The organism is Streptomyces sp. NPDC102360 (assembly GCF_044766085.1).
Classification (GTDB): domain Bacteria; phylum Actinomycetota; class Actinomycetes; order Streptomycetales; family Streptomycetaceae; genus Streptomyces.
The window spans coordinates 1,784,794-1,804,390 of the sequence record NZ_JBIWLG010000001.1 but is presented as its reverse complement, the minus strand read 5'-3'; the positions used below and the strand labels follow the sequence as shown (position 1 = coordinate 1,804,390).

Annotated in this window: 17 protein-coding genes and 1 pseudogene; 13 read left to right on the top strand and 5 right to left on the bottom strand. The window is 70.8% G+C overall.

Features of this window, described 5'->3' with window-relative positions; genetic code table 11:
* The first annotated feature begins 46 nt into the window (after positions 1 to 46).
* From ACIRHA_RS08250 to ACIRHA_RS08240, 3 genes are all read left to right on the top strand, one after another.
* Positions 47 to 1,330 carry an amidohydrolase family protein gene (locus ACIRHA_RS08250; RefSeq protein ID WP_403841366.1) on the top strand — a complete coding sequence of 428 codons (1,284 nt, stop codon included), beginning with the start codon at positions 47 to 49 and terminating at the stop codon, positions 1,328 to 1,330.
* Position 1,331: 1 nt separating this feature from the next.
* The gene (locus ACIRHA_RS08245; protein ID WP_403841364.1) at positions 1,332 to 1,901 is read left to right on the top strand and encodes a DUF1097 domain-containing protein; all 570 of its coding nucleotides are present in this window, start codon (positions 1,332 to 1,334) and stop codon (positions 1,899 to 1,901) included.
* 89 nt (positions 1,902 to 1,990) lie between these two features.
* On the top strand, positions 1,991 to 3,343 hold the full coding sequence (locus tag ACIRHA_RS08240) for an esterase-like activity of phytase family protein (RefSeq protein ID WP_403841361.1): 1,353 nt from the start codon (positions 1,991 to 1,993) through the stop codon (positions 3,341 to 3,343).
* Positions 3,344 to 3,364: 21 nt separating this feature from the next.
* Here the strand turns inward: ACIRHA_RS08240 and ACIRHA_RS08235 are convergent, their stop codons facing one another.
* Positions 3,365 to 3,727, bottom strand: a complete 363-nt coding sequence (locus tag ACIRHA_RS08235) for a hypothetical protein (RefSeq protein ID WP_403841359.1) — start codon at positions 3,725 to 3,727, stop codon at positions 3,365 to 3,367.
* 120 nt (positions 3,728 to 3,847) lie between these two features.
* The gene (xylA, locus tag ACIRHA_RS08230) at positions 3,848 to 5,014 is read right to left on the bottom strand and encodes a xylose isomerase (RefSeq protein WP_403841356.1); all 1,167 of its coding nucleotides are present in this window, start codon (positions 5,012 to 5,014) and stop codon (positions 3,848 to 3,850) included.
* Positions 5,015 to 5,155: 141 nt separating this feature from the next.
* Between xylA and xylB the strand changes: the two genes are divergently transcribed.
* The 7 genes from xylB to ACIRHA_RS08195 all read left to right on the top strand — a co-directional run bounded on the left by xylB (position 5,156) and on the right by ACIRHA_RS08195 (position 13,973).
* On the top strand, positions 5,156 to 6,595 hold the full coding sequence (gene xylB / locus ACIRHA_RS08225; RefSeq protein ID WP_403841354.1) for a xylulokinase: 1,440 nt from the start codon (positions 5,156 to 5,158) through the stop codon (positions 6,593 to 6,595).
* A 91-nt stretch (positions 6,596 to 6,686) separates the two neighbouring features.
* The gene (locus ACIRHA_RS08220; RefSeq protein WP_403841352.1) at positions 6,687 to 7,877 is read left to right on the top strand and encodes an ROK family protein; all 1,191 of its coding nucleotides are present in this window, start codon (positions 6,687 to 6,689) and stop codon (positions 7,875 to 7,877) included.
* 568 nt (positions 7,878 to 8,445) lie between these two features.
* Complete coding sequence (locus ACIRHA_RS08215) at positions 8,446 to 9,051, top strand: N-acetylmuramoyl-L-alanine amidase (RefSeq protein WP_403841349.1); 606 nt, start codon at positions 8,446 to 8,448, stop codon at positions 9,049 to 9,051.
* A gap of 146 nt (positions 9,052 to 9,197) precedes the next feature.
* Positions 9,198 to 10,457 (top strand): GAF domain-containing protein, encoded by a 1,260-nt coding sequence (locus ACIRHA_RS08210; protein WP_403841347.1) that lies wholly within the window; start codon positions 9,198 to 9,200, stop codon positions 10,455 to 10,457.
* Between the two features lie 176 nt (positions 10,458 to 10,633).
* Positions 10,634 to 12,157 carry an aldehyde dehydrogenase family protein gene (locus ACIRHA_RS08205; protein WP_403841344.1) on the top strand — a complete coding sequence of 508 codons (1,524 nt, stop codon included), beginning with the start codon at positions 10,634 to 10,636 and terminating at the stop codon, positions 12,155 to 12,157.
* 257 nt (positions 12,158 to 12,414) lie between these two features.
* A complete protein-coding gene (locus tag ACIRHA_RS08200) occupies positions 12,415 to 13,497 on the top strand; it encodes a dihydrodipicolinate reductase (RefSeq protein ID WP_403842196.1) in 1,083 nt (360 codons plus the stop codon).
* Positions 13,494 to 13,973 carry a carboxymuconolactone decarboxylase family protein gene (locus ACIRHA_RS08195; protein WP_403841342.1) on the top strand — a complete coding sequence of 160 codons (480 nt, stop codon included), beginning with the start codon at positions 13,494 to 13,496 and terminating at the stop codon, positions 13,971 to 13,973. The genes ACIRHA_RS08200 and ACIRHA_RS08195 overlap by 4 nt, the downstream gene beginning before the upstream one ends.
* Positions 13,974 to 14,013: 40 nt before the next feature.
* Here ACIRHA_RS08195 and ACIRHA_RS08190 read toward each other — a convergent pair.
* Positions 14,014 to 15,451, bottom strand: a pseudogene (locus tag ACIRHA_RS08190) (GMC oxidoreductase).
* On the opposite strand from ACIRHA_RS08190, the gene ACIRHA_RS08185 reads away from it, so the two are divergent.
* Positions 15,393 to 15,536, top strand: coding sequence for a hypothetical protein (locus ACIRHA_RS08185; RefSeq protein WP_403842231.1), 144 nt, complete (start codon positions 15,393 to 15,395; stop codon positions 15,534 to 15,536). The pseudogene ACIRHA_RS08190 and the gene ACIRHA_RS08185 sit on opposite strands and share 59 nt — an antisense overlap.
* 235 nt (positions 15,537 to 15,771) lie before the next feature.
* Here the strand turns inward: ACIRHA_RS08185 and ACIRHA_RS08180 are convergent, their stop codons facing one another.
* The gene (locus ACIRHA_RS08180; protein WP_403841339.1) at positions 15,772 to 16,914 is read right to left on the bottom strand and encodes a fatty acid desaturase family protein; all 1,143 of its coding nucleotides are present in this window, start codon (positions 16,912 to 16,914) and stop codon (positions 15,772 to 15,774) included.
* Positions 16,915 to 16,921: 7 nt separating this feature from the next.
* A complete protein-coding gene (locus ACIRHA_RS08175; RefSeq protein WP_403841337.1) occupies positions 16,922 to 17,977 on the bottom strand; it encodes a ferredoxin reductase in 1,056 nt (351 codons plus the stop codon).
* An 87-nt stretch (positions 17,978 to 18,064) separates the two neighbouring features.
* On the opposite strand from ACIRHA_RS08175, the gene ACIRHA_RS08170 reads away from it, so the two are divergent.
* Together ACIRHA_RS08170 and ACIRHA_RS08165 are read left to right on the top strand one after the other, a co-directional pair.
* Positions 18,065 to 19,204 carry a PucR family transcriptional regulator gene (locus tag ACIRHA_RS08170; protein ID WP_403841334.1) on the top strand — a complete coding sequence of 380 codons (1,140 nt, stop codon included), beginning with the start codon at positions 18,065 to 18,067 and terminating at the stop codon, positions 19,202 to 19,204.
* A gap of 54 nt (positions 19,205 to 19,258) precedes the next feature.
* Positions 19,259 to 19,597, top strand: a complete 339-nt coding sequence (locus tag ACIRHA_RS08165) for a thioredoxin family protein (RefSeq protein WP_403841332.1) — start codon at positions 19,259 to 19,261, stop codon at positions 19,595 to 19,597.

The window sequence follows — 19,597 nt, the reverse complement described above, 5'->3', positions numbered from 1 at the left end:
ACCCGCACTTGCCCGTCACGCATCTCTCGACCGAAGGAGAACCATCGTGACCGCTCTGCTGTTGCGCCACGCGCGTGTGGAGGACTCGCTCGACCCGACCGACATCCGCATCCGCGGCGGACGGATCGAGGCCATCGGCCCCGCACTCGCTCCGCCGCAGGACATCGGCGCCGAAGTCCTCGACTGCGCGGGCCGCGTCGTCGTGCCCGGCCTGATCGAGGCACATCTGCACCCGGACAAGGCACTGCTCGACGGGCTGACCCCGGAGGGCACCGGTTCGCTGGCGGACGCCATCAGGATCACCGCTCAGCTCAAGGCGGGATTCACGTACGACGAGGTACGCGCGCGTGCCGAGCAGGTGCTCCGGATGTGCGTCCTGAACGGCACCACCGCGATCCGCGCCCACCCCGACGTCGACCCGGTGGCGGGCCTGACCGGGCTCAACGTCCTGCTGGAACTGCGCGAGAAGTGGGCGGCCCTGGTCTCCCTCCAGGTCGTCGCGTTCCCCCAGGAGGGCATCCTCCAGGCACCCGGCACGGAGAAGCTGCTCCGTGAGGCGCTCGACTCGGGCGCCGATGCCGTCGGCGGCTGCACCTACAACGAGGCGTCCCTCGCCGACTGCCACCGGCACGTGGAGCTGGTCCTCGACCTCGCCGCCGAGTACGGCGTCCCGGCCGATCTGCACGCGGACTTCGGCGACGACCACGGCGACGCCCGTTTCGCCCTCGCCGAGTTCATCGCCGCCCGCACCGCCGAACGCGGGCTCCAGGGGCGGGTCACTCTCGGCCACGCCACTTCGCTCGCCGGGCGCCCGCCGGCCGAGCGGCGCGCGGTCCTCGCCGCGCTCGCGGCCGCCGGGGTCGCGGTCGTTCCGCTGCCCGCCACGGATCTCTTCCTGGGCGGTCGCGGCGACGACACGGCGCCGCGCCGGGGCCTGGCTCCCGTGCGTGAACTCTGGGACGCCGGCGTCCTCACCGCCTGCGCCACCAACAACATCCGCAACGCGTTCACCCCGTACGGCACCGGCGACGTCCTGGAGACCGCGCTGTTGCTCGCCCGGATCGCGCATCTGTCGGGCCCCGCGGACCTGCGCCGGGTGCTGCGCATGGTGACGTACGACGCCGCGCGCGTGCTCGGCATTCCGGAAGCGGACTACGGGGTGCGCGAGGGCGCGGTGGCCGACCTGGTCGTCCTGGACACCCGCGATTACGACACTCTGCTCCTGGACCGGCCCGCGCGCACCGCGGTGGTCAAGTCGGGGCGGGTGGTGGCCCGTTCGACGGCCTCCGCGGACCTCGACGGTTCCCTCGTCGCGGGCGGGGTGGTCTGACATGGCCGAGGCGACGACAGGGACGAGCACGGCCGCTCCGGTGACACCCGTGACGCGGGAGCGGATTCCGCACGAGATCGTGGCGTCGGTGCTCGCCGCGACGACCGCGTTCGTGGGCGGGACGGCGCTGCATCTGCCGCCTTGGGCGATCTTCATTTCGTGGGCGGGCATGTTCCTGATGGGCGGCCCGAGTCTCGCCGGCGCACGCAAGCTGTGGTGCGCGATGCCGGTGGGCTCCACGTACGCGCTGCTCATCGTGCTCCTGGAGACCCATGCGGGCACGGCCTTCGGCGAGAGCCAGCTGGCCCGAAACACGTTCGGGGCGCTGTGCATCCTCGTCCTGAACAGCGCGCTGATGTACACCGGCCGGGTCCGGTTCTTCTCCCTCATTCCCGGCATGTTCTTCGGCTTCGCCAGCTACTTCGCGACGTTCTTCGGCGGGTTCGGCTTCGAGGCGGGCAACCCGTGGGCGGCCTGGGTGTGCGTGGTCGCCATGAACGCCCTCGGCCCGGTGTACGCGTGGCTGTCGATGCGGCTGACCTTCCCGGTGGAGATCAAGTCGCCTTCCTGAGCCGCCCCGTTCACCGTGGCGTCACTCCGTGTTCGGGACGGGGGCCGAGCGTGTGCGCTGTACACGTCATCCGTGCCTCAGGAGGCCCCATGTCCCCGCTCGTCCCCGGTAAGCGCCGCGTCCTCGGCCGTTCCGTCGCCGCGGGTGTGCCGCTCGCCGCACTCGTGGCGCTCGGTATGGCGCCGGTCGCGACGGGCGCGCCCACCGGGTCGGGTGCGGCCGAGGTCACCGGGAGCGCGGCGCTCGGCGACCTGCCGCTGGGCGGTTTCAGCAACGCCCTGCTGCCCGGCACGGTCGACAACGACCGGGGCGTGGACCTCGGCGGCATCGGCTCGGACCTCTACCCGGTGGGCCGCAAAGGCGAGTTCTGGACGGTGACCGACCGCGGCCCCAACGGCCAGATCAAGGTCGACGGGACGAAGCGGCGCACGTTCCCCGTGCCCGGCTTCGACCCGGCGATCGTGAGGATCCGCGTCACCGGGAAGCAGGTGAAGGTCCTCGACGCGATCCCGCTCACCACCAAGTCCGGCAAGCCCGTCACCGGCCTGTCGAACCAGGAGGCCCGCGACGAGAAGCCGTACTCGTACGACGCCGGGACCGCCCTCTCGTACAACCCGAACGGTCTCGACACCGAGGGCATCGTGCGCGCGGCGGACGGCAGCTTCTGGCTCGTCGACGAGTACGGCCCCTCGCTCGTGCACGTCTCCGCGGACGGCCAAGTCCTCGCCCGGCACGTGCCGAAGGGGCTGAACCTGAAGGGCGCCGACTACCCGGTCGTGGAGTCGCTGCCGTCCGTGCTGCTGCACCGCAAGGTCAACCGGGGCTTCGAGGGGCTCGCCCAACTGCCGGGCGGGGACCTGGTGCTGGCCGTGCAGAGCCCGCTGTCGCTGCCGGACGAGGACGCGGGCGAGGCCTCGCGGACGACGCGCCTGCTGCGCTTCTCTCCGAAGAGCCAGGCGGTCACGGCGGAGTACGCGTACCGCTTCGACCCGGTGGACGTGGTGGACCCCGGCGAGGACGACCCTTCCGAGCTGAAGATCTCGTCCGTCGTCGCGGTCGGCGGAGACCGGCTGCTCGTCGAGGAGCGCACCGACAAGGCGGCCCGCCTCCAGGAGGTGCGGCTCACGCGCGGGTCGGACATCCTGGGCGGACGCTGGGACGACGACGCGACCTTCCCGTCCCTGGAGCAGCTGAAGGACCCTGCGGCGCAGGGCGTCCCGGTCCTCGACAAGCGCCTCGTGGTGGACCTGAACAAGGTCGACGACGTCCCCGACAAGATCGAGGGCATCGCGCTCGCGGGCCGCGACACCCTCGCCCTGATCAACGACAACGACTTCGGAATGACCGACGGCGCGGGCGCGTTCGACGCGGACGGCCGACTCGTGGACAGCGGCGTCGAGACGAAGGTGACGCACGTGAAGCTGCCGAAGGGCGCCCTGTAGGCGCGTGCCTCCGCGGTGGGCTCAGCCGCCCAGCCCGCTGGGCAGCTCGCTGGGGAGCTCCGAGGGCAGTTCGCTCGGCAGCCCACTGGGGAGTTCGCTCGGCAGGTTGCTGGGCAGCGAGGACGGCAGCTTGGTCGGGATGCGGGGCGACGATGAGCGCGTGGCCTGTTCGCTGCTCTTGTCCGGCGACTTCTCGTCGCCGCCGGGCGAGCTGTCGCGGGTGGTCACGAGGACGACGGCACCCACGATCACCACGAGGGCGACGAGCGTCGCGATCACCAGGAACATACGCCGGTCGGTGCGCCGCGGCCCGTCGGGCGGCGGCGCACCGAAGCCGCCGGGCGGTGGAGCGTCGTTCGGCGGCGGGGGCGGTTGCGGCGGCATCGGAGGTAAGGACACCCCTCCAGAATTGCCCCCTCGGGCCCAACGCGCGAGCCCCTCGGCGGAGTTGACCGACCGGACGCGGCACGTCCGGTCGGTCCGGTCTCTCCTACGAGGCCGACATCAGGCGTGCACGCCCAGCAGGTGGTCCATCGCCAGCTGGTCGAGGCGCTCGAACGCCATGCCGCGCTCGGCGGCGGCGTTCACGTCGAACTCCTCGAAGGCGCTCCGGTCGGCGAGCAGCGCGGACAGGCCGTCGGCGGCGGTCGGCTTCGCGAGCTCGTCCAAGCGGGAAGCGGCCAGGGCCGCCTGGACCTCCGGGTCGTCGCGGAAGGCGGCGGCCCGGTCCTTGAGGATCAGGTAGTTGCGCATGCAGCCGGCGGCCGAGGCCCACACACCGTCGAAGTCCTCGGTCCGCGGCGGCTTGAAGTCGAAGTGCCGCGGGCCCTCGTAGCCGGCCTGCTCCAGCAGGTCGACGAGCCAGAACGCGGCGCGCAGGTCGCCGGCGCCGAAGCGCAGGTCCTGGTCGTACTTGATGCCGGACTGGCCGTTGAGGTCGATGTGGAAGAGCTTGCCCGCCCACAGGGCCTGGGCGATGCCGTGCGGGAAGTTGAGGCCCGCCATCTGCTCGTGGCCGACCTCGGGGTTCACGCCGTACATCTCGGGCCGCTCCAGGCGCTCGATGAACGCGAGGGCGTGGCCGACGGTCGGCAGCAGGATGTCGCCGCGCGGCTCGTTCGGCTTGGGCTCGATGGCGAACTTCATGTCGTAGCCCTGCTGGATCACGTACTCGCCGAGGAGGTCGAAGGCCTCCTTCATGCGGTCGAGCGCGTCACGGACGTCCTTGGCGCCGCCGGACTCGGCGCCCTCACGGCCGCCCCACGCGACGTAGGTCTTGGCGCCGAGCTCGGCGGCGAGGTCGATGTTGCGGATGACCTTGCGCAGGGCGAAGCGGCGCACGTCGCGGTCGTTGGCGGTGAAGCCGCCGTCCTTGAAGACCGGGTGCGTGAACAGGTTCGTGGTGGCCATCGGAACGACCATGCCGGTGGCGTCGAGGGCCTGCCGGAAGCGCTTGATGTGCGACTCGCGCTCGGCCTCGGAGGCGCCGAACGGGATCAGGTCGTCGTCGTGGAAGGTCACACCGTGGGCGCCGAGTTCGGACAGGCGCTGCACGGACTCGACCGGGTCGAGCGCCGGACGGGTGGCGTCGCCGAACGGGTCGCGGCCCTGCCAGCCGACGGTCCACAGACCGAAGGTGAACTTGTCCTCGGGGGTGGGCTGGTACGTCATCTTGCGGCTCCCTCGCCGAATCCTGCGGTTCCCTCGCCGACTATTTCGTCATGGCGCTTTACAAATTAGTATGCGGGAACGCCGCTGGGAAGAGCCGACGGCCTCACAGGCCCAGATTTCCCGAGATTTCAGGAGAGCCGCATGTCAGCTGCCGATGGACCCCTCGTCGTAGGAGTCGACAGTTCCACGCAGTCCACGAAGGTCCTGGTCGTCGATGTCGCGACGGGCGCGACCGTGGCGAGCGGTCAGGCGCCGCACACGGTGACGTCCGGCGCGGGCCGCGAGAGCGACCCCGAGGAGTGGTACCGGGCGTTGCTCGAGGCACTGGCCCAGTGCGGCGACGCGGCCCGGCGCGCCTCGGCGGTATCGGTCGGCGGGCAGCAGCACGGCCTGGTGACGCTGGACGCGCGGGGGCGCCCGGTGCGGCCCGCGCTGCTGTGGAACGACGTGCGCTCCGCGCCGCAGGCCCGCCGCCTGGTGGACGAGCTGGGCGGGGCGAAAGCGTGGGCGGAGCGGTTCGGCGTCGTACCGGCGGCCTCCTTCACCGTGTCGAAGTGGGCGTGGCTGGCCGAGCACGAACCGGAGGCGGCGCGCGCCACGGCCGCGGTCCGGCTGCCGCACGACTACCTCACCGGCCGGCTGACGGGTGAGGGCACTACGGACCGGGGCGACGCGTCCGGTACGGGGTGGTGGGCATCGGCGACCGAGGCGTACGACGAGGAGGTGCTCGGCCGGGTGGGGCTCGACCCGGCGCTGCTGCCGCGGGTGGTGGCGCCGGGCCAGGTCGCGGGCACGGTGCGCGCGAGGGCTGGGGAACTGCCCTTCGCCGAGGGCACGTTGGTGGCGGCCGGTACCGGTGACAATGCCGCCGCCGCGCTCGGTCTCGGCCTGCTGCCGGGGACTCCCGTACTGAGCCTCGGCACATCGGGCACGGTGTACGCGGTGTCCCGGAACCGGCCCACCGACCCCTCCGGCACGGTCGCCGGTTTCGCGGACGCGCGCGGGGACTGGTTGCCACTGGCCTGCACGCTGAACTGCACGCTCGCGGTGGACCGGATCGCGGCGCTGCTCGGCCTCGACCGGGAGGCGGTCGAGGCGGGCGGCACGGCGACGATCCTCCCGTACCTGGACGGCGAGCGGACGCCCAACCTCCCGGATGCCTCCGGCCTGTTGACGGGTCTGCGGCACGACACCACCGGCGGCCAGCTGCTGCAAGCGGCGTACGACGGGGCGGTGCACGCGCTGCTCGGCGCCCTCGACCAGGTGCTCGACGCGGACGCCGACCCCACGGCTCCCCTGCTCCTCATCGGCGGCGGGGCGCGCGGCACGGCCTGGCAGGAGACCGTGCGACGGCTTTCAGGTCGGGCGGTGCAGGTGCCAGAGGCCGGCGAACTGGTGGCCCTGGGAGCGGCGGCGCAGGCCGCGGGCGTACTGACCGGCGAGGACCCGGGGGCGGTGGCCCGCCGCTGGAACACGGCGCGCGGCCCGCTGCTCGATCCGGTGGAACGTCGGGACGAGGCGACGCTGGAGCGGATTTCGGGCGTGCTGGCCCAGGCGGGGCCGCTGCTCGGGGACGGGTGAGGGCCACCCGGTCAACACTGCGGGCTCACCAACGTACAGGTGGGCCCACCTCCGGAAGCCCCCGCCTCACCGCCCCTGGGAGCATGAGCGCATGACCGCACCACTGCACCGGCCACGACCGGGCACGTCCGACACCCAGCAGGCGATGCGTCGCCGCAACCTGTCCCGCGCCATGCACGCGGTCGCCGCCGAGGGGCCGCTCTCGCGGGCCGCGGTGGCGCAGCACATCGGCCTGACCCGGGCGGCCGTGTCCACGCTCGTCGACGAGTTGATCCGGGCGGGGCTGCTGGAGGAGCTGGGGCCGCAGCGTCCGGGCGGCGTCGGGCGGCCCGGCAACGCGCTCGCCGTCAGCGGTCAGGGCCCTGCCGGTCTTGGCGCGGAGGTGGGTGTCGACCATCTCGCGGTGTGCGCGGTGGACCTGCGGGGCGAAGTCCGGGCGCGGGCACGGCGCCGGGTGAGCAACCGGGGGCGCGCACCGAAGCCCGTATTGGACGAACTCGCCGAACTGGTAAGGGAGGTGACCGGCGAGGCGCGGACGGCCGGGCTGCGGCCGGCCGGGCTCGCGATCGCCGTGCCGGGCCTGGTGGCGCGCGGCACCACGACCGTCGTGCGCGCCCCCAACCTCGACTGGCACGACACGGATGTCGCGTCCCTGCTCCCGGACGGCGTGCCGGTCACCGTCGAGAACGAGGCGAACTTCGGCGCCCTCGCCGAACTGTGGCTCGCCGAGGACTCCCCCGCCGACTTCCTCCACGTGTCGGCGGAGATCGGCATCGGCGCGGCGCTCGTCGTGGACGGTCACCTTCTGCGTGGGACACGGGGGTTCGCGGGTGAGCTGGGCCATGTGCCGGTGCGCCCGGAGGGCCCCGCGTGCCCGTGCGGCGGGCGCGGTTGCCTTGAGCAGTACGCGGGTGAGGAGGCGGTGCTGCGCGCCGCCGGCATCGAGCCGGGCCCCGACCGGGTGTCGCTGCTCGCCGAGCGGGCCGCCGGCGGTGACACCGCGACGCGCGGGGCGCTGCGTTCGGCGGGCACCGCGCTCGGCATCGCGTTGACCGGCGCGGTCAACCTCGTGGATCCGCGTGCGGTGGTCCTCGGCGGCGCGCTGTCCCGCCTCGCTCCGTGGCTTCTGCCTTCCCTGGAAGGGGAGTTGACCCGTCGCACGGCGTCCCCGGAGGACGGGGTCATCGCCTCGGGCCTCGGTTCGGACGGGCCTCTGCTGGGGGCGGCGCATTCGGTGGTGCGGGCGGTGCTGGACGACCCGATGGGGGCGGTGGCCGTCTGAGCGCGGGCCCACGGCACGAGAACGGGGCGGGGTCCACCGCCGGGGCACCGCTCCCCCACGTGCCACTGGTTCGCACCTCTGACGTGCGGTTGTTCACAATGCACCGGTTGTCCACAGATCTTCCGTGCCCTCTTCCGCCCCAACCTGCGGGCCCCGTACCGTGATTCACGCGAGGCGCCGTACCACCGTCCGTCCGACGGGTGGCGGCGTGCGCACGGGAGGGGGATTCCTGTGTCGGGGGATGTCATGTCGACGAATGTCATGTCCGGGGATGTCACGTCCGGGGATGCCACGGAGCGCATCGGGCCGTCATCGGGGCCGGGCCAGGTCTACGCGTGTTCCTTCGGGGGCATATGGCTGGTGCTCGACGTCGCCTCCGGCTTCCCTTCGTCCTTCACCCACTGCCCACAGAGCGGAGCGCACTCCTCATGAGCGATCTGCGGATGCTGCACTTCGTATCGGTGGAGCCCGCGCGCGACTGGGCGGCAGCCCTGCCGCGCCCCGAACTCTGAGTACCACCCGCCCCACTGAGCCCCGCCCCACCGGTGACCTGAGAGGCAGGATTGACATGGACCGAGCAAATGGATCGTTCCCGAGCCGCCGCCGGCTGCTCCAACTCGGCGCACTCGCCGCGGCGCCCACCGCACTACTGGCCACGGGCCGGGCCGACGCCCTGCCACTGGCGACGGTGGACTACCCGAAGGCCGAGTCCGTACCGGCGAGCAAGTCCAACTACACGCAATCCGGGCGGCCGTTGTCGTACCCGGTCGAGTTCGTGATCGTGCACGTCACTCAGGAGGACTACGCGACAACGCTCGGCATCTTCAAGAACCCGGACAAGCAGGTCTCCGCGCACTACGTCGTGCGCTCCTCCGACGGGCACATCGCCCAGATGGTGCGGGAGAAGAACGTCGCCTGGCACGCGGGGAACTGGGACTACAACACGCGCAGCATCGGCATCGAACACGAAGGGTGGGTCGACAAACCGGAGTACTTCACCGACGCGATGTACCGGAAGTCGGCGGCGCTGACCGCGTCGATCTGTACCCGTTACGGTATCCCGAAGACCCGCGAGCGGATCATCGGCCACGTGGAGGTGCCCGGCGCGGACCACACGGATCCGGGGCCGTACTGGGACTGGGACCGGTACATGCGGCTGGTCGCCGCTGCCTGATCCCGGCGGGCGCGGCCGCCTCCACACCCGTGAGCGGCATGTGCCGAATCGCCCGATCCGTGTTCCGCTCCTTGTCGGTCCGCGCCCCCGGGGTGACGATGGTCGCGACACCGCACCGTCGCGAAGGATCCCGCCTGGAGGCCGCGTTGACCGAACAGTGGGTCGCCCTGGAGCCGGGCATGGATCCGTCCGAGCGGGTCCGGGCGCTGCGCCGCGCGCACGACCGGTTCACCGCGGCGGGCACCGTGGCCCGTCCGGTTCGGCCCGTCGTCGCCGCGTCCTGGCGCCGCTCGGCCGGCGCGCACGTCAGCCCGGACGCCTCGGCGTCGGTGGAGATGCCGGAGGGCGATCTCGGCAGCTACCGGGCGGAGCATCCGCTGGCCCGCGTGATGCCGCTGTTCCGCGAGCTGATGGGCACGTTCGCGGCCGACGGCGAGCATCTGCTCGCGGTGTGCGACGCGCACGGCAGGCTGCTGTGGGTGGAGGGGCACACGCGTACGCGGCAGGCGGCGGACCGGATGAACTTCGTGCCGGGCGCCCGCTGGTCGGAGTCGGCGATGGGCACGAACGCGCCGGGGACGGCCGTGGCGGTCGACCGCCCGGTGCAGGTCTTCGCGGCCGAGCACTTCATCCGCAAGGTGCAGCCGTGGACCTGTGCGGCGGCTCCCGTGCACGACCCGCACACCGGACGCCTGCTCGGCGCCATCGACATCACGGGCGGCGACCGCCTCGCGCACCCGCACAGCCTGGCGTTCGTCCAGGCGGTGGCGAGCGCGGCGGAGTCCCAACTCGCCCTCCTGGCCCCGCCACCGGCGGCCGCGCCGGCCCTGCGCCTGACCGTGCTCGGCCGCGACGAGGCCCTGCTCCTCACCCCGGACGGCCACAAGCTCCGCCTCAGCCGCCGCCACAGCGAGCTCCTGGTCCTCCTCGCCCGGCACCCGGAGGGCCTGACCGGCGACGAGCTGATGTGCTTCCTGTACGAGGACGAGTCCGTGACGCCGGTGACGCTGCGGGCCGAACTGGCCAGGCTGCGCCGGGTGCTGGGGCCCGATGTGCTGCGCTCGCGCCCCTACCGGCTGTCACCCCCGGTCGACTCGGACCTCAGCACCGTCGAGCGCCGCCTGGCCTCGGGTGCGGTCACCGCGGCGGCGGCCGCCTACAGCGGACCGCTCCTCCCCTCGTCGCAGGCGCCCGCCGTGGCCCGCATCCGGCACCGCCTCGCCGACGAACTCCGGGCCGCACTCGTCGCCCGCGGCGACCCCGACCTGCTCGCCGACTGGGTGCACGCCCCGTGGGGCGAGGACGACCTGGGCGTCTGGCGCGCACTCGCGGCGATCCGACCGACGCCGCCGGTCCTGGCCCGCCTCACCGCGCTCGACGACGAACTGCGCTCCCCGGCCACGTAGACGGACACCGCATCCGCAGGCACCCGTATCCGCGTCCGCGTCCGCAGGCACCCGTATCCGCAGGCGCCCCCATCCGTGGACGCCCACACGCACGCAACGTCACTGCAACGTCCGGACTTCTAGCCTCCCCTGCGAACGCTGCCCAAAGGCGGGCAGCCGCAGAGGAGGCCAGCACCATGACCCGCTACGCAGCGCCCGGCACTCAGGGCTCCGTCGTCTCCTACCAGGCCCGCTACGACCACTTCATCGGCGGCGAGTACGCGCCGCCCGCCCGCGGTCAGTACTTCGAGAACCCGAGTCCCGTCAACGGTCAGCCGTTCACCGAGATCGCCCGCGGCACGGCCGAGGACGTGGAACGCGCCCTCGACGCCGCGCACGCGGCCGCCCCCTCCTGGGGCCGCACGGCGCCCGGCGCCCGGGGCGACATCCTCCTCAAGATCGCCGACCGCATGGAGCAGAATCTCGAACTCCTCGCGGTCGCGGAGAGCTGGGAGAACGGCAAGCCGGTCCGCGAGACCCTCGCCGCCGACATCCCCCTGGCGATCGACCACTTCCGCTACTTCGCGGGCGCGATCCGCGCGCAGGAGGGCAGCCTCTCCGAAATCGACGACGACACGGTCGCCTACCACTTCCACGAGCCGCTCGGTGTCGTCGCACAGATCATCCCGTGGAACTTCCCCATCCTGATGGCGACGTGGAAGCTGGCCCCGGCCCTCGCGGCCGGCAACGCGGTCATCATCAAGCCCGCCGAGCAGACCCCGGCGTCGATCCACGTCTGGCTTGACCTGGTCAAGGACCTGCTGCCGCCGGGTGTGGTGAACATCGTCAACGGCTTCGGCGTGGAGGCGGGCAAGCCGCTGGCGTCGTCCTCCCGCGTGGCGAAGGTCGCGTTCACGGGCGAGACCACGACGGGGCGCCTGATCATGCAGTACGCCTCGGAGAACATCAAGCCGGTCACCCTCGAACTCGGCGGCAAGTCCCCGAACATCTTCTTCGACGACGTCTGGGCGAAGGACGACGACTTCCGCGACAAGGCCCTCGAGGGCTTCACCATGTTCGCCCTCAACCAGGGCGAGGTCTGCACCTGCCCGTCCCGCGCGCTCATCCAGCAGGGCCACTACAGCGAGTTCATCGAGGCGGCCATCGCCCGCACCGAGGCCATCAAGCCCGGCCACCCCCTGGACACCGACACGATGATCGGCGCCCAGGCCTCCAACGACCAGCTCCAGAAGATCCTCTCGTACCTGGACATCGGCCAGCAGGAGGGCGCGAAGGTCCTCACGGGCGGCCAGCGCATCGAGTACGACGGCGAGTTGGCGGGCGGTTACTACGTCCAGCCCACCATCTTCGAGGGCCAGAACCGCATGCGGATCTTCCAGGAGGAGATCTTCGGCCCGGTCGTCTCGGTCGCCTCCTTCGCCGACTACGACGACGCCATCAAGATCGCCAACGACACGCTGTACGGCCTCGGGGCCGGGGTGTGGACCCGCGACATCAACACGGCGTACCGGGCGGGCCGTTCGATCCAGGCGGGCCGCGTCTGGACCAACTGCTACCACGCGTACCCGGCGCACGCGGCGTTCGGCGGCTACAAGCAGTCGGGCATCGGCCGCGAGAACCACAAGATGATGCTGGACCACTACCAGCAGACGAAGAACCTTCTCGTCTCGTACTCGGCGCAGAAGCTCGGATTCTTCTAAGAGCCGCGAAACGGCGCCTGACCTGGCTTTTTCAGGTCAGGCGCCCGCTCGCACCCATGGCAGCCGGAGCAACACCCGAACCGGCGCCGCTCGCGGTGGGCCGGCAGGTCCGGGTCGCGCTGCACCAGTTGTTCCCGCCCCTGGTGCACGCCGTGCTGTTCGGGCGCGACTACGCCGACCAAGACCTGGTCGCGGCGAAGCGGCAACTCACGCGTTGGGACTATGAACTGACGACACGTCAGGTTACGCTCCGGCGCATGACTTCCACGGTGGTCTGGGGCACCGGGAACGTGGGACGCGCGGCGATCCGAGCCGTCGACGCCCACCCCGGGCTCGAACTCTGCGGCGTGCTCGTGCACGACCCCGCCAAGGACGGCCGCGACGCGGGCGACCTGGCCGGTTGCGACCACGCCCTCGGCCTCACCGCGACGACGGACGTCGACGCGGTGCTCGCAGCCCGACCCGGCGCCGTCTTCTACGCGGCCTCCGGCGAGCTGCGGCCCGACGAGGCCCTCGACGACATCTGCCGCGCCCTGCGCGCCGGTGCCGTCGTCGTCTCCCCGGCCCTCTATCCGCTCTACGACCACCGCGGCGCGCCGCCCGACTTCACCGATCCGGTGCGCGCGGCCATCGAGGAGGGCGGCGGCTCGCTGTTCGTGTCCGGCGTCGACCCCGGCTGGGCCAACGACGTACTGCCCCTGCTGGTCAGCGGGTTGGGCACGCGCGTCGACGTGCTGCGCTGCCAGGAGATCTTCGACTACTCGACGTACGACCAGGAGGACTCGGTACGCCACCTCGTCGGCATGGGACACCCCATGGAGTACGAGCCCCTGATGCTGGCGGAATCCATACCGACGATGGTGTGGGGCGGACAGCTGAGACTGATGGGACGGGCGCTCGGGGTCGAACTCGACGAAATTCGAGAGACGTTGGAGCGCCGGGCCCTGGACAGCGACGTGACGACGGCGACCATGGGCGACTTCACCGCGGGCACTCAGGGCGCGGTCCGCTTCGAGGTGCAGGGCGTCGTGGACGGCGAGGTGCGCATCGTCGTCGAACACGTGACGCGGATCCATCCGTCCTGCGCACCCGACTGGCCGGTGCCGCCCGGCGGCGGGGCCGGTGCGCACCGGGTGATCGTCGAGGGCAGCCCACGCATCGAGGTCACCGTCCAGGCCACCGACGAGGGCGGCAACCATGCGGCGGGCGGCAACGCGACCGCCGTCGGGCGCCTCGTCGGCGCGATCGACTGGCTCGTCGCCGCGCCGCCCGGACTCTACGACGCACTCGACGTGCCCGTGACCCCCGCCGTCGGCAGGCTCGGAAGGAAGCAGCCATGAGGATCGACATACCTGACGGCCAGGAACCCATCGCGTACGTGTGGGGCGAGATGGTGCCCGGCATCGGGCCCGCGGCGGCGCAGTTCTCCATGGCCGTGTACGACCACTCGACCCTGGGGCTGAGGGAGTTCGAGGCCGCGCGACTGCGGATCGCACAGCTCAACGGCTGCCTGTTCTGCCTGGACTGGCGCACCGAGCGGGACGGCGAGAAGGTCGAGGAGTCGTTCATCGACGCCGTCGAGGGCTGGCGCGAGACCGACGCGTTCGACGAGCGGACCCGGCTCGCGGCCGAGTACGCGGAGCGCTACGCCGTCGACCACCGCGGCCTGGACGAGGAGTTCTGGAAGCGGATGACCGCTCACTACAGCCAGGCCGAGATCGTCGAGCTGAGCATGGCCATCGGCTCCTGGCTGGCCTTCGGACGGCTCAACCACGTGCTTGGCCTTGACGCGGTGTGCGCCCTGCCCAAGCCGTGAACCGCCTCCGGGCGGCCGCGACTTGGGCAGGTCGTGGCCGTCAGAGGTCAGTGGCGACGATCTTGGCGATATTGCGCTCGGCGAGCGCCGTGATCGTCACGAACGGGTTGACGCTCGTATTGCCCGGGATCAGTGCGCCGTCGATCACGTAGAGGCCCGAATAACCGTGCAGACGACCGTAGTTGTCGGTCGCCTTGTTCAGCACGGCACCACCCAGCGGGTGGTACGTGAGGTGGTCGCCCCAGATCTTGTACGTGCCGAACAGGTCGGTGCGGTAGATCGTGCCCTCCTTCGCGTTGATCTTGTCGAAGATGGTCTTGGCCGCGTCGATGCCCGACTGCTTCCACGCCGTCTGCCAGTTCAGGTCCACGCCGCCCGACGTCGGGTTGTACGTGAACTCGGCCCGGTGCGGGTTCTTCGTGATGGACAGATAGAACGACGCGTACGTCTCGATGCCGGTCGGCAGCGGCGCCACTTCGGCGAAGGCACCGCCCGCGGCCCAGTTGTCGATACCGCCGGTGGGGATCGACGCCTGGAGCGAACCGGTCGGGTCCCACAGGTGGTTGGCGCGCCCGCACATGACGTTGCCGTTGTCGCCCCAGCCCTTGCCGATCTCACCGTTGAGCGCGGGAAGGACGCCGGTCGCCTTGAGCCTGGTGAGGAGCTTGCTGGTGCCGACGCTGCCCGCGGCGAAGAAGACCCGGTCCGCGGTGACCTCCTTGGTGGCGGTGACGGCGCCATTGGTGTCGAGCTGGTCCATGCGCACGGTGTAGCCGCCGCCGGCGGCCGGGGCGACCGACGTCACCTTGTGCAGCGGGGAGATGGTGACCTTGCCGGTGGCCGTGGCCCGCGCGAGGTAGGTCTTCTGCAGTGACTTCTTGCCGTAGTTGTTGCCGTAGAGGATCTCCCCCGCGAGCGCCGACTTCGGCACCGTCCCCGCGGCCTCCTGCTTCATGTAGTCCCAGTCGTACACGTCAGGGACGAACACGAACGGGAAGCCCGAACGCTGGGCGTGCTTGCGGCCGACGCGCGCGTACTGGTAGCACTCGGCGGTCTCGAACCAGTTCGGGTCGATGGTGGTGACGCCGAGCCCCGCGTTGGCGCGGGGGTAGTAGGTGCCGTACATCTCGCCCGGGTCCACGGACGGCAGGATCGCCGCGAAGTTCTCCTGCTTGGGCGTCACCGCCATGCCGCCGTGTACCAGGGCCGCCGCCGACGCCGCGGCCCTGGTACACGGTGATACCGGCGAAGTCCTCGGCGTCCAGGATCCCGGTGTACTTCGGGATGTCCTTGTCGATCGGGAAGCCGAGGAAGTTGCTCAGGGGCTGCTTCGTTCTGGATCTCAGCCAGAAGGATCTCTTGTCGGGTGTGGTGGTGTTGGCGAATATCTTGCCGTCGGATCCCGGGGTGTCCCAGGCCATGCCCATCTCCACCATCCGCACGGCGATGCCGGCCTCGGCGAGCCGGAGTGCGGCCACGGAGCCGCCGTACCCGGTGCCGATGACGAGGGCGGGCAGGTGTGCCCCGTCGGCGACGGGAGCGACGGCCGCCGCGGCGGCGTGACCGCTGAGGGCCACGGCGCCGAGAAGAGAACTTGTTCCTGCGAGGAAGCCTCGGCGGGAGATCCCGTTACGGACCATTTCAGGACGGGTTGAGTCGGTCATTGCACGTTCCTCACTCTCAACGGAATGGGAACGAGTTCTACTGTTGATCGCCAATCAAGTCGATGCATACCGATAGGTAACGTGCGTCCAATTCACGCCAACTTATCCCGATCTTGGCTTACCCATACCGGGAGTCAGACCGCGACGAGCTGCCGCTCACGCTCCGGCGCCTCGACCTCGGCCTCGGCCTTGGGCTTGGGCTTGGGCTTCTGGTTCGGCAGCGAGAGCCGGAAGACCTTGTGCCAAGCGGAGAACACCTGCTTGGGCAGCGGCCCGGTGACGTAGTCCAGTTCGTACTTCTCGAACAGCGCGCGCACCTTCACCGCGACCTCGGCGTACCGGTTGCTCGGCAGGTCCGGGAACAGGTGGTGCTCGATCTGGTGCGACAGGTTGCCGCTCATGAAGTGCATGGCCTTGCTGCCGCTGATGTTCGCCGAGCCCATCATCTGGCGCAGGTACCACTGGCCGCGCGTCTCGCCCTTGATCGAGCGGCGCTCGAAGACCTGCACGCCCTCCGGGAAGTGCCCACACATGATCACCGAGTGGGACCAGATGTTGCGGACCAGGTTCGCGGTGAACGTGGCACCGAGCGTGGGCAGGAACGACGGGCCCGAGAGCAGCGGGTGGATCACGTAGTCCTTGAGCACCTGCTTACGGATCTTGCGGCCCACGGCCTTGGCCCGCTCGCGGAACTCCGGGTTCTTGCGGCGGCGCTTGTTCAGGTTCTTGCCGAGCTCCAGGTCGTAGGCCGCGATGCCGTACTCGAAGAAGCAGGCGTTGAGGAAGTTCCACACCGGCTGGCCGAGGTGGAACGGGTGCCACTTCTGGTCCTCGTCGACGCGCATGATGCCGTAGCCGAGGTCGTTGTCCTTGCCGATCACGTTCGTGTACGTGTGGTGCAGCTCGTTGTGCGAGTGCTTCCACTGATCGGACGGCGAGACGTGGTCCCACTCCCAGGTGGTGGAGTGGATCTTCGGGTCCCGCATCCAGTCCCACTGGCCGTGCAGGATGTTGTGGCCGATCTCCATGTTGTCCATGATTTTCGCCACGGACAGACCGGCGGTGCCGAGCAGCCACGCGGGCGGGAAGATCGAGAACAGCAGGACTCCCCTGCTGACCAGTTCGAGCGTGCGCTGCGCCGAGATGACCTTCCGGATGTAGGCGGCGTCCTTCTCTCCGCGTCCTGCGATCACCTCGTCGCGGATCGCGTCCAGTTCGCGGCCGAGATCCTCGATCTGCTCCGCGGTCAGGTGGGCGGTGGGGTCGATGGCGGTCACGGTGCTCCTACCGTTCGATGTCGCAGGGGCCCGCCGCGGCGGACACGCAGGTCTGGATGAGGACGCCCGGCTCGGCCTCGGTGATCTCGCCGGTGCGCAGGTCGCGGACGGCGCCCGCCTTGAGCGGCGTGACGCAGCCGAAGCAGATGCCCATGCGGCATCCGGAGGGCATGAGGACGCCGGCTTCCTCGCCGGCGTCGAGCAGCGGCGTGGCACCGTCTGCCTGGACGGTCTTGCCGGTGGTGCTGAACGTGACCTCGCCGCCGTCGCCGGCGACGACGATGCTGGGGCGGAAACGTTCGGTGTGCAGGCGCTCTTGGAGACCGTGCTCGGTCCAGTGCTCTTCGGCGGCGTCGAGCAGACCCGCGGGACCGCAGGCCCAGGTCTCGCGCTCGGTCCAGTCGGGCACGAGTTCGTCGAGACGGGCGATGTCGAGCTTGCCGTCCGTGTCGGTGTGCACCTCGGTGAGCCGCACGTTCTTGTCCGCGACCAGGCCGTGCAGTTCGTCGCGGAAGATCACGTCCTGCGGCCGTGGCGCGCAGTGGATCATGGCGACGTCGTCGAACCGGGTGTCGCGCAGCATGCCCATCACAGGTGTGATGCCGCTGCCGGCCGTCAGGTAGAGCACCTTGGCGGGCTTGGCCCTCGGCAGCACGAAATCACCGGTCGGCTGGTCGAGCTGGATCAGCGTGCCCGGCTTCGCCCTGCGGACCAGATGGTTGCTGACCTTGCCGTCCGGGATCGCCTTCACGGTGATCGTGATGCGGCCGTCCTGGCGGTGCGTCGGTGAGGTGAGGGAGTAGGCACGCCACAGGCGCACCCCGTCGACGTCGACCCCGATCCGCACGTACTGACCGGCCGTGTGGCCGCGCCAGCCCCGGCCGGGCCTGATCACGATGGTCGCGGCGTCACCCGTCTCGGGGTGCACGGCCTCGATGCGCCCACGCAGGTCGGCGCCCGCACGCAGCGGGCTGGCCAGGTCGAGGTAGTCCGACGGCAACAGCGGCGTCGTGACCATCTCCAGCAGTTTCCACGCCCTGCTGCGGAGGGCTGTACTCGTCATGGCACCAGCTTGCTGTGCCTCAAGGCGTAAAGTCCTGACCACAGGACGTAAATCGAGTCGACCGAATTGTTCGCAGGGAACAAAAACGTGAGCCATGCAATCCAGAGGGCCAGCGAACTGGCCCTGGACGAGACGACGGTCACCGCGCTGCGGGCCACACTGAAGACCACCGCCGACGAGGTCGTCCAGGCGATCATCGACGAGGTCCCTTCCTACGCCAACGCCCTTACGGGCCACATGGGCGCCACCATCCGCAGAGCCGTCCGCACCGCCCTGGGGCACTACCTGGACCTCGCGAGCGGGAAGGCCACGGGCGGCGACGCCGGTGAAGCGGCCTACGAGTTGGGCCGCGGCGAGGTGCGCGACGGCCGTTCGATGGACGCCCTGCTCGGCGCCTACCGGGTCGGCGCCCGCGTGGCCTGGCGATGCCTGGCAGCGGGTGCCGTACCCGCGGGGCTGCCCGCCGCCGAGGTCGCCAAGTTCGCCGAGCTGACCTTCGCCTACATCGACGAGCTCTCCGCCGCGAGCGCCGCGGGCCACGCCGACGAGCTGGCCGCCCGGGGCAGGGCCCACGAGCTGCACCTCGAACACCTGGCCCGCGACCTGCTCGCCGGCGCGGGCCCGGACGTGCTCCTCGCCTCCGCACAACGGGCCGGGTGGCAGCCTCCGGATTCACTGACCGCGGTCCTGCTCCCCGCCGCACAGGCCCGGCCCACCTACCGCACGCTCGACCCGAGCACCCTCGTCCTCGACGATCTGCCGGACGCCACCGGTGTGCTGCTCGTCCCCGATGCCGACCGATCACGTCTCTTGCGGCAGCTGACCGACCGCGGCGCCGTGGTCGGCCCGGCCCGGCCATGGGCTCGTGCGTCCGCCTCGTACGCACGAGTCGTACGTGCGCGTTCCCTCTCCTCTGATATTCGCGACACCGAGGACCACCTGCCCGAGCTGGTGCTGAGCGCCGACGTGGACGCGTTCGCGGACCTGCGGGCCCGAGCCCTCGCACCGCTCGGGACCTTGCCTGTCGCGACCGCACGGCGGCTTGAGGAGACGTTGCGGGCGTGGCTGCTGCACCAGGGCAGGCGGGACGAGGTGGCGGCGGCCTTGTTCATCCATCCCCAGACGGTCCGGTACCGGATGTCGCAGCTGCGGGATCTGTTTCCGGATCTCGGATCGCCGAACCGGGTCCTCGAACTGACGCTGGCGGTCGGCCTTCGGGGCGGCTGACGCGCCACGAGGGATGATGGGCCGGAACGACGGAACGTAAGGTCAGGAGCTTTCATGGCGCAGCGGGTTCACCGGCCCCGTGAGGACGCGGAGTTCGATTTCATCCTCGGGATGAGCGGAGTGCCGGTCCTCGCGTACTTCACCGGGACTTGGCCCAAGGCGATCGAGCCCTGCCGGGTGATGGACCTCGTCGTGGGTGGCATCGCCGACGAGTTCACGGGTCGCCTGACGGCCGTCCGCGCCGACATCACGCGCTGTCCGGCCGCGACCGAGCGATACGGGATCACCGGAGCCCCGTCCTGCGTCCTGCTGAAGGAGGGCGAGGCGGTGGCGCACGGCACGGGTCCCATGACCACCGCCGAGGTACGGAAGCTCCTGGACGGCCATCTCTGA

Coding starts and splice junctions, on each gene's coding strand:
- ACIRHA_RS08245 (WP_403841364.1), top strand. CDS start 1,332: ATGGCCGAGGCGACGACAGGGACGAGCACGGCCGCTCCGGTGACACCC.
- ACIRHA_RS08240 (WP_403841361.1), top strand. CDS start 1,991: ATGTCCCCGCTCGTCCCCGGTAAGCGCCGCGTCCTCGGCCGTTCCGTC.
- ACIRHA_RS08235 (WP_403841359.1), bottom strand. CDS start 3,727: ATGCCGCCGCAACCGCCCCCGCCGCCGAACGACGCTCCACCGCCCGGC.
- xylA (WP_403841356.1), bottom strand. CDS start 5,014: ATGACGTACCAGCCCACCCCCGAGGACAAGTTCACCTTCGGTCTGTGG.
- xylB (WP_403841354.1), top strand. CDS start 5,156: ATGTCAGCTGCCGATGGACCCCTCGTCGTAGGAGTCGACAGTTCCACG.
- ACIRHA_RS08220 (WP_403841352.1), top strand. CDS start 6,687: ATGACCGCACCACTGCACCGGCCACGACCGGGCACGTCCGACACCCAG.
- ACIRHA_RS08215 (WP_403841349.1), top strand. CDS start 8,446: ATGGACCGAGCAAATGGATCGTTCCCGAGCCGCCGCCGGCTGCTCCAA.
- ACIRHA_RS08205 (WP_403841344.1), top strand. CDS start 10,634: ATGACCCGCTACGCAGCGCCCGGCACTCAGGGCTCCGTCGTCTCCTAC.
- ACIRHA_RS08200 (WP_403842196.1), top strand. CDS start 12,415: ATGACTTCCACGGTGGTCTGGGGCACCGGGAACGTGGGACGCGCGGCG.
- ACIRHA_RS08195 (WP_403841342.1), top strand. CDS start 13,494: ATGAGGATCGACATACCTGACGGCCAGGAACCCATCGCGTACGTGTGG.
- ACIRHA_RS08185 (WP_403842231.1), top strand. CDS start 15,393: ATGCCCATCTCCACCATCCGCACGGCGATGCCGGCCTCGGCGAGCCGG.
- ACIRHA_RS08175 (WP_403841337.1), bottom strand. CDS start 17,977: ATGACGAGTACAGCCCTCCGCAGCAGGGCGTGGAAACTGCTGGAGATG.
- ACIRHA_RS08165 (WP_403841332.1), top strand. CDS start 19,259: ATGGCGCAGCGGGTTCACCGGCCCCGTGAGGACGCGGAGTTCGATTTC.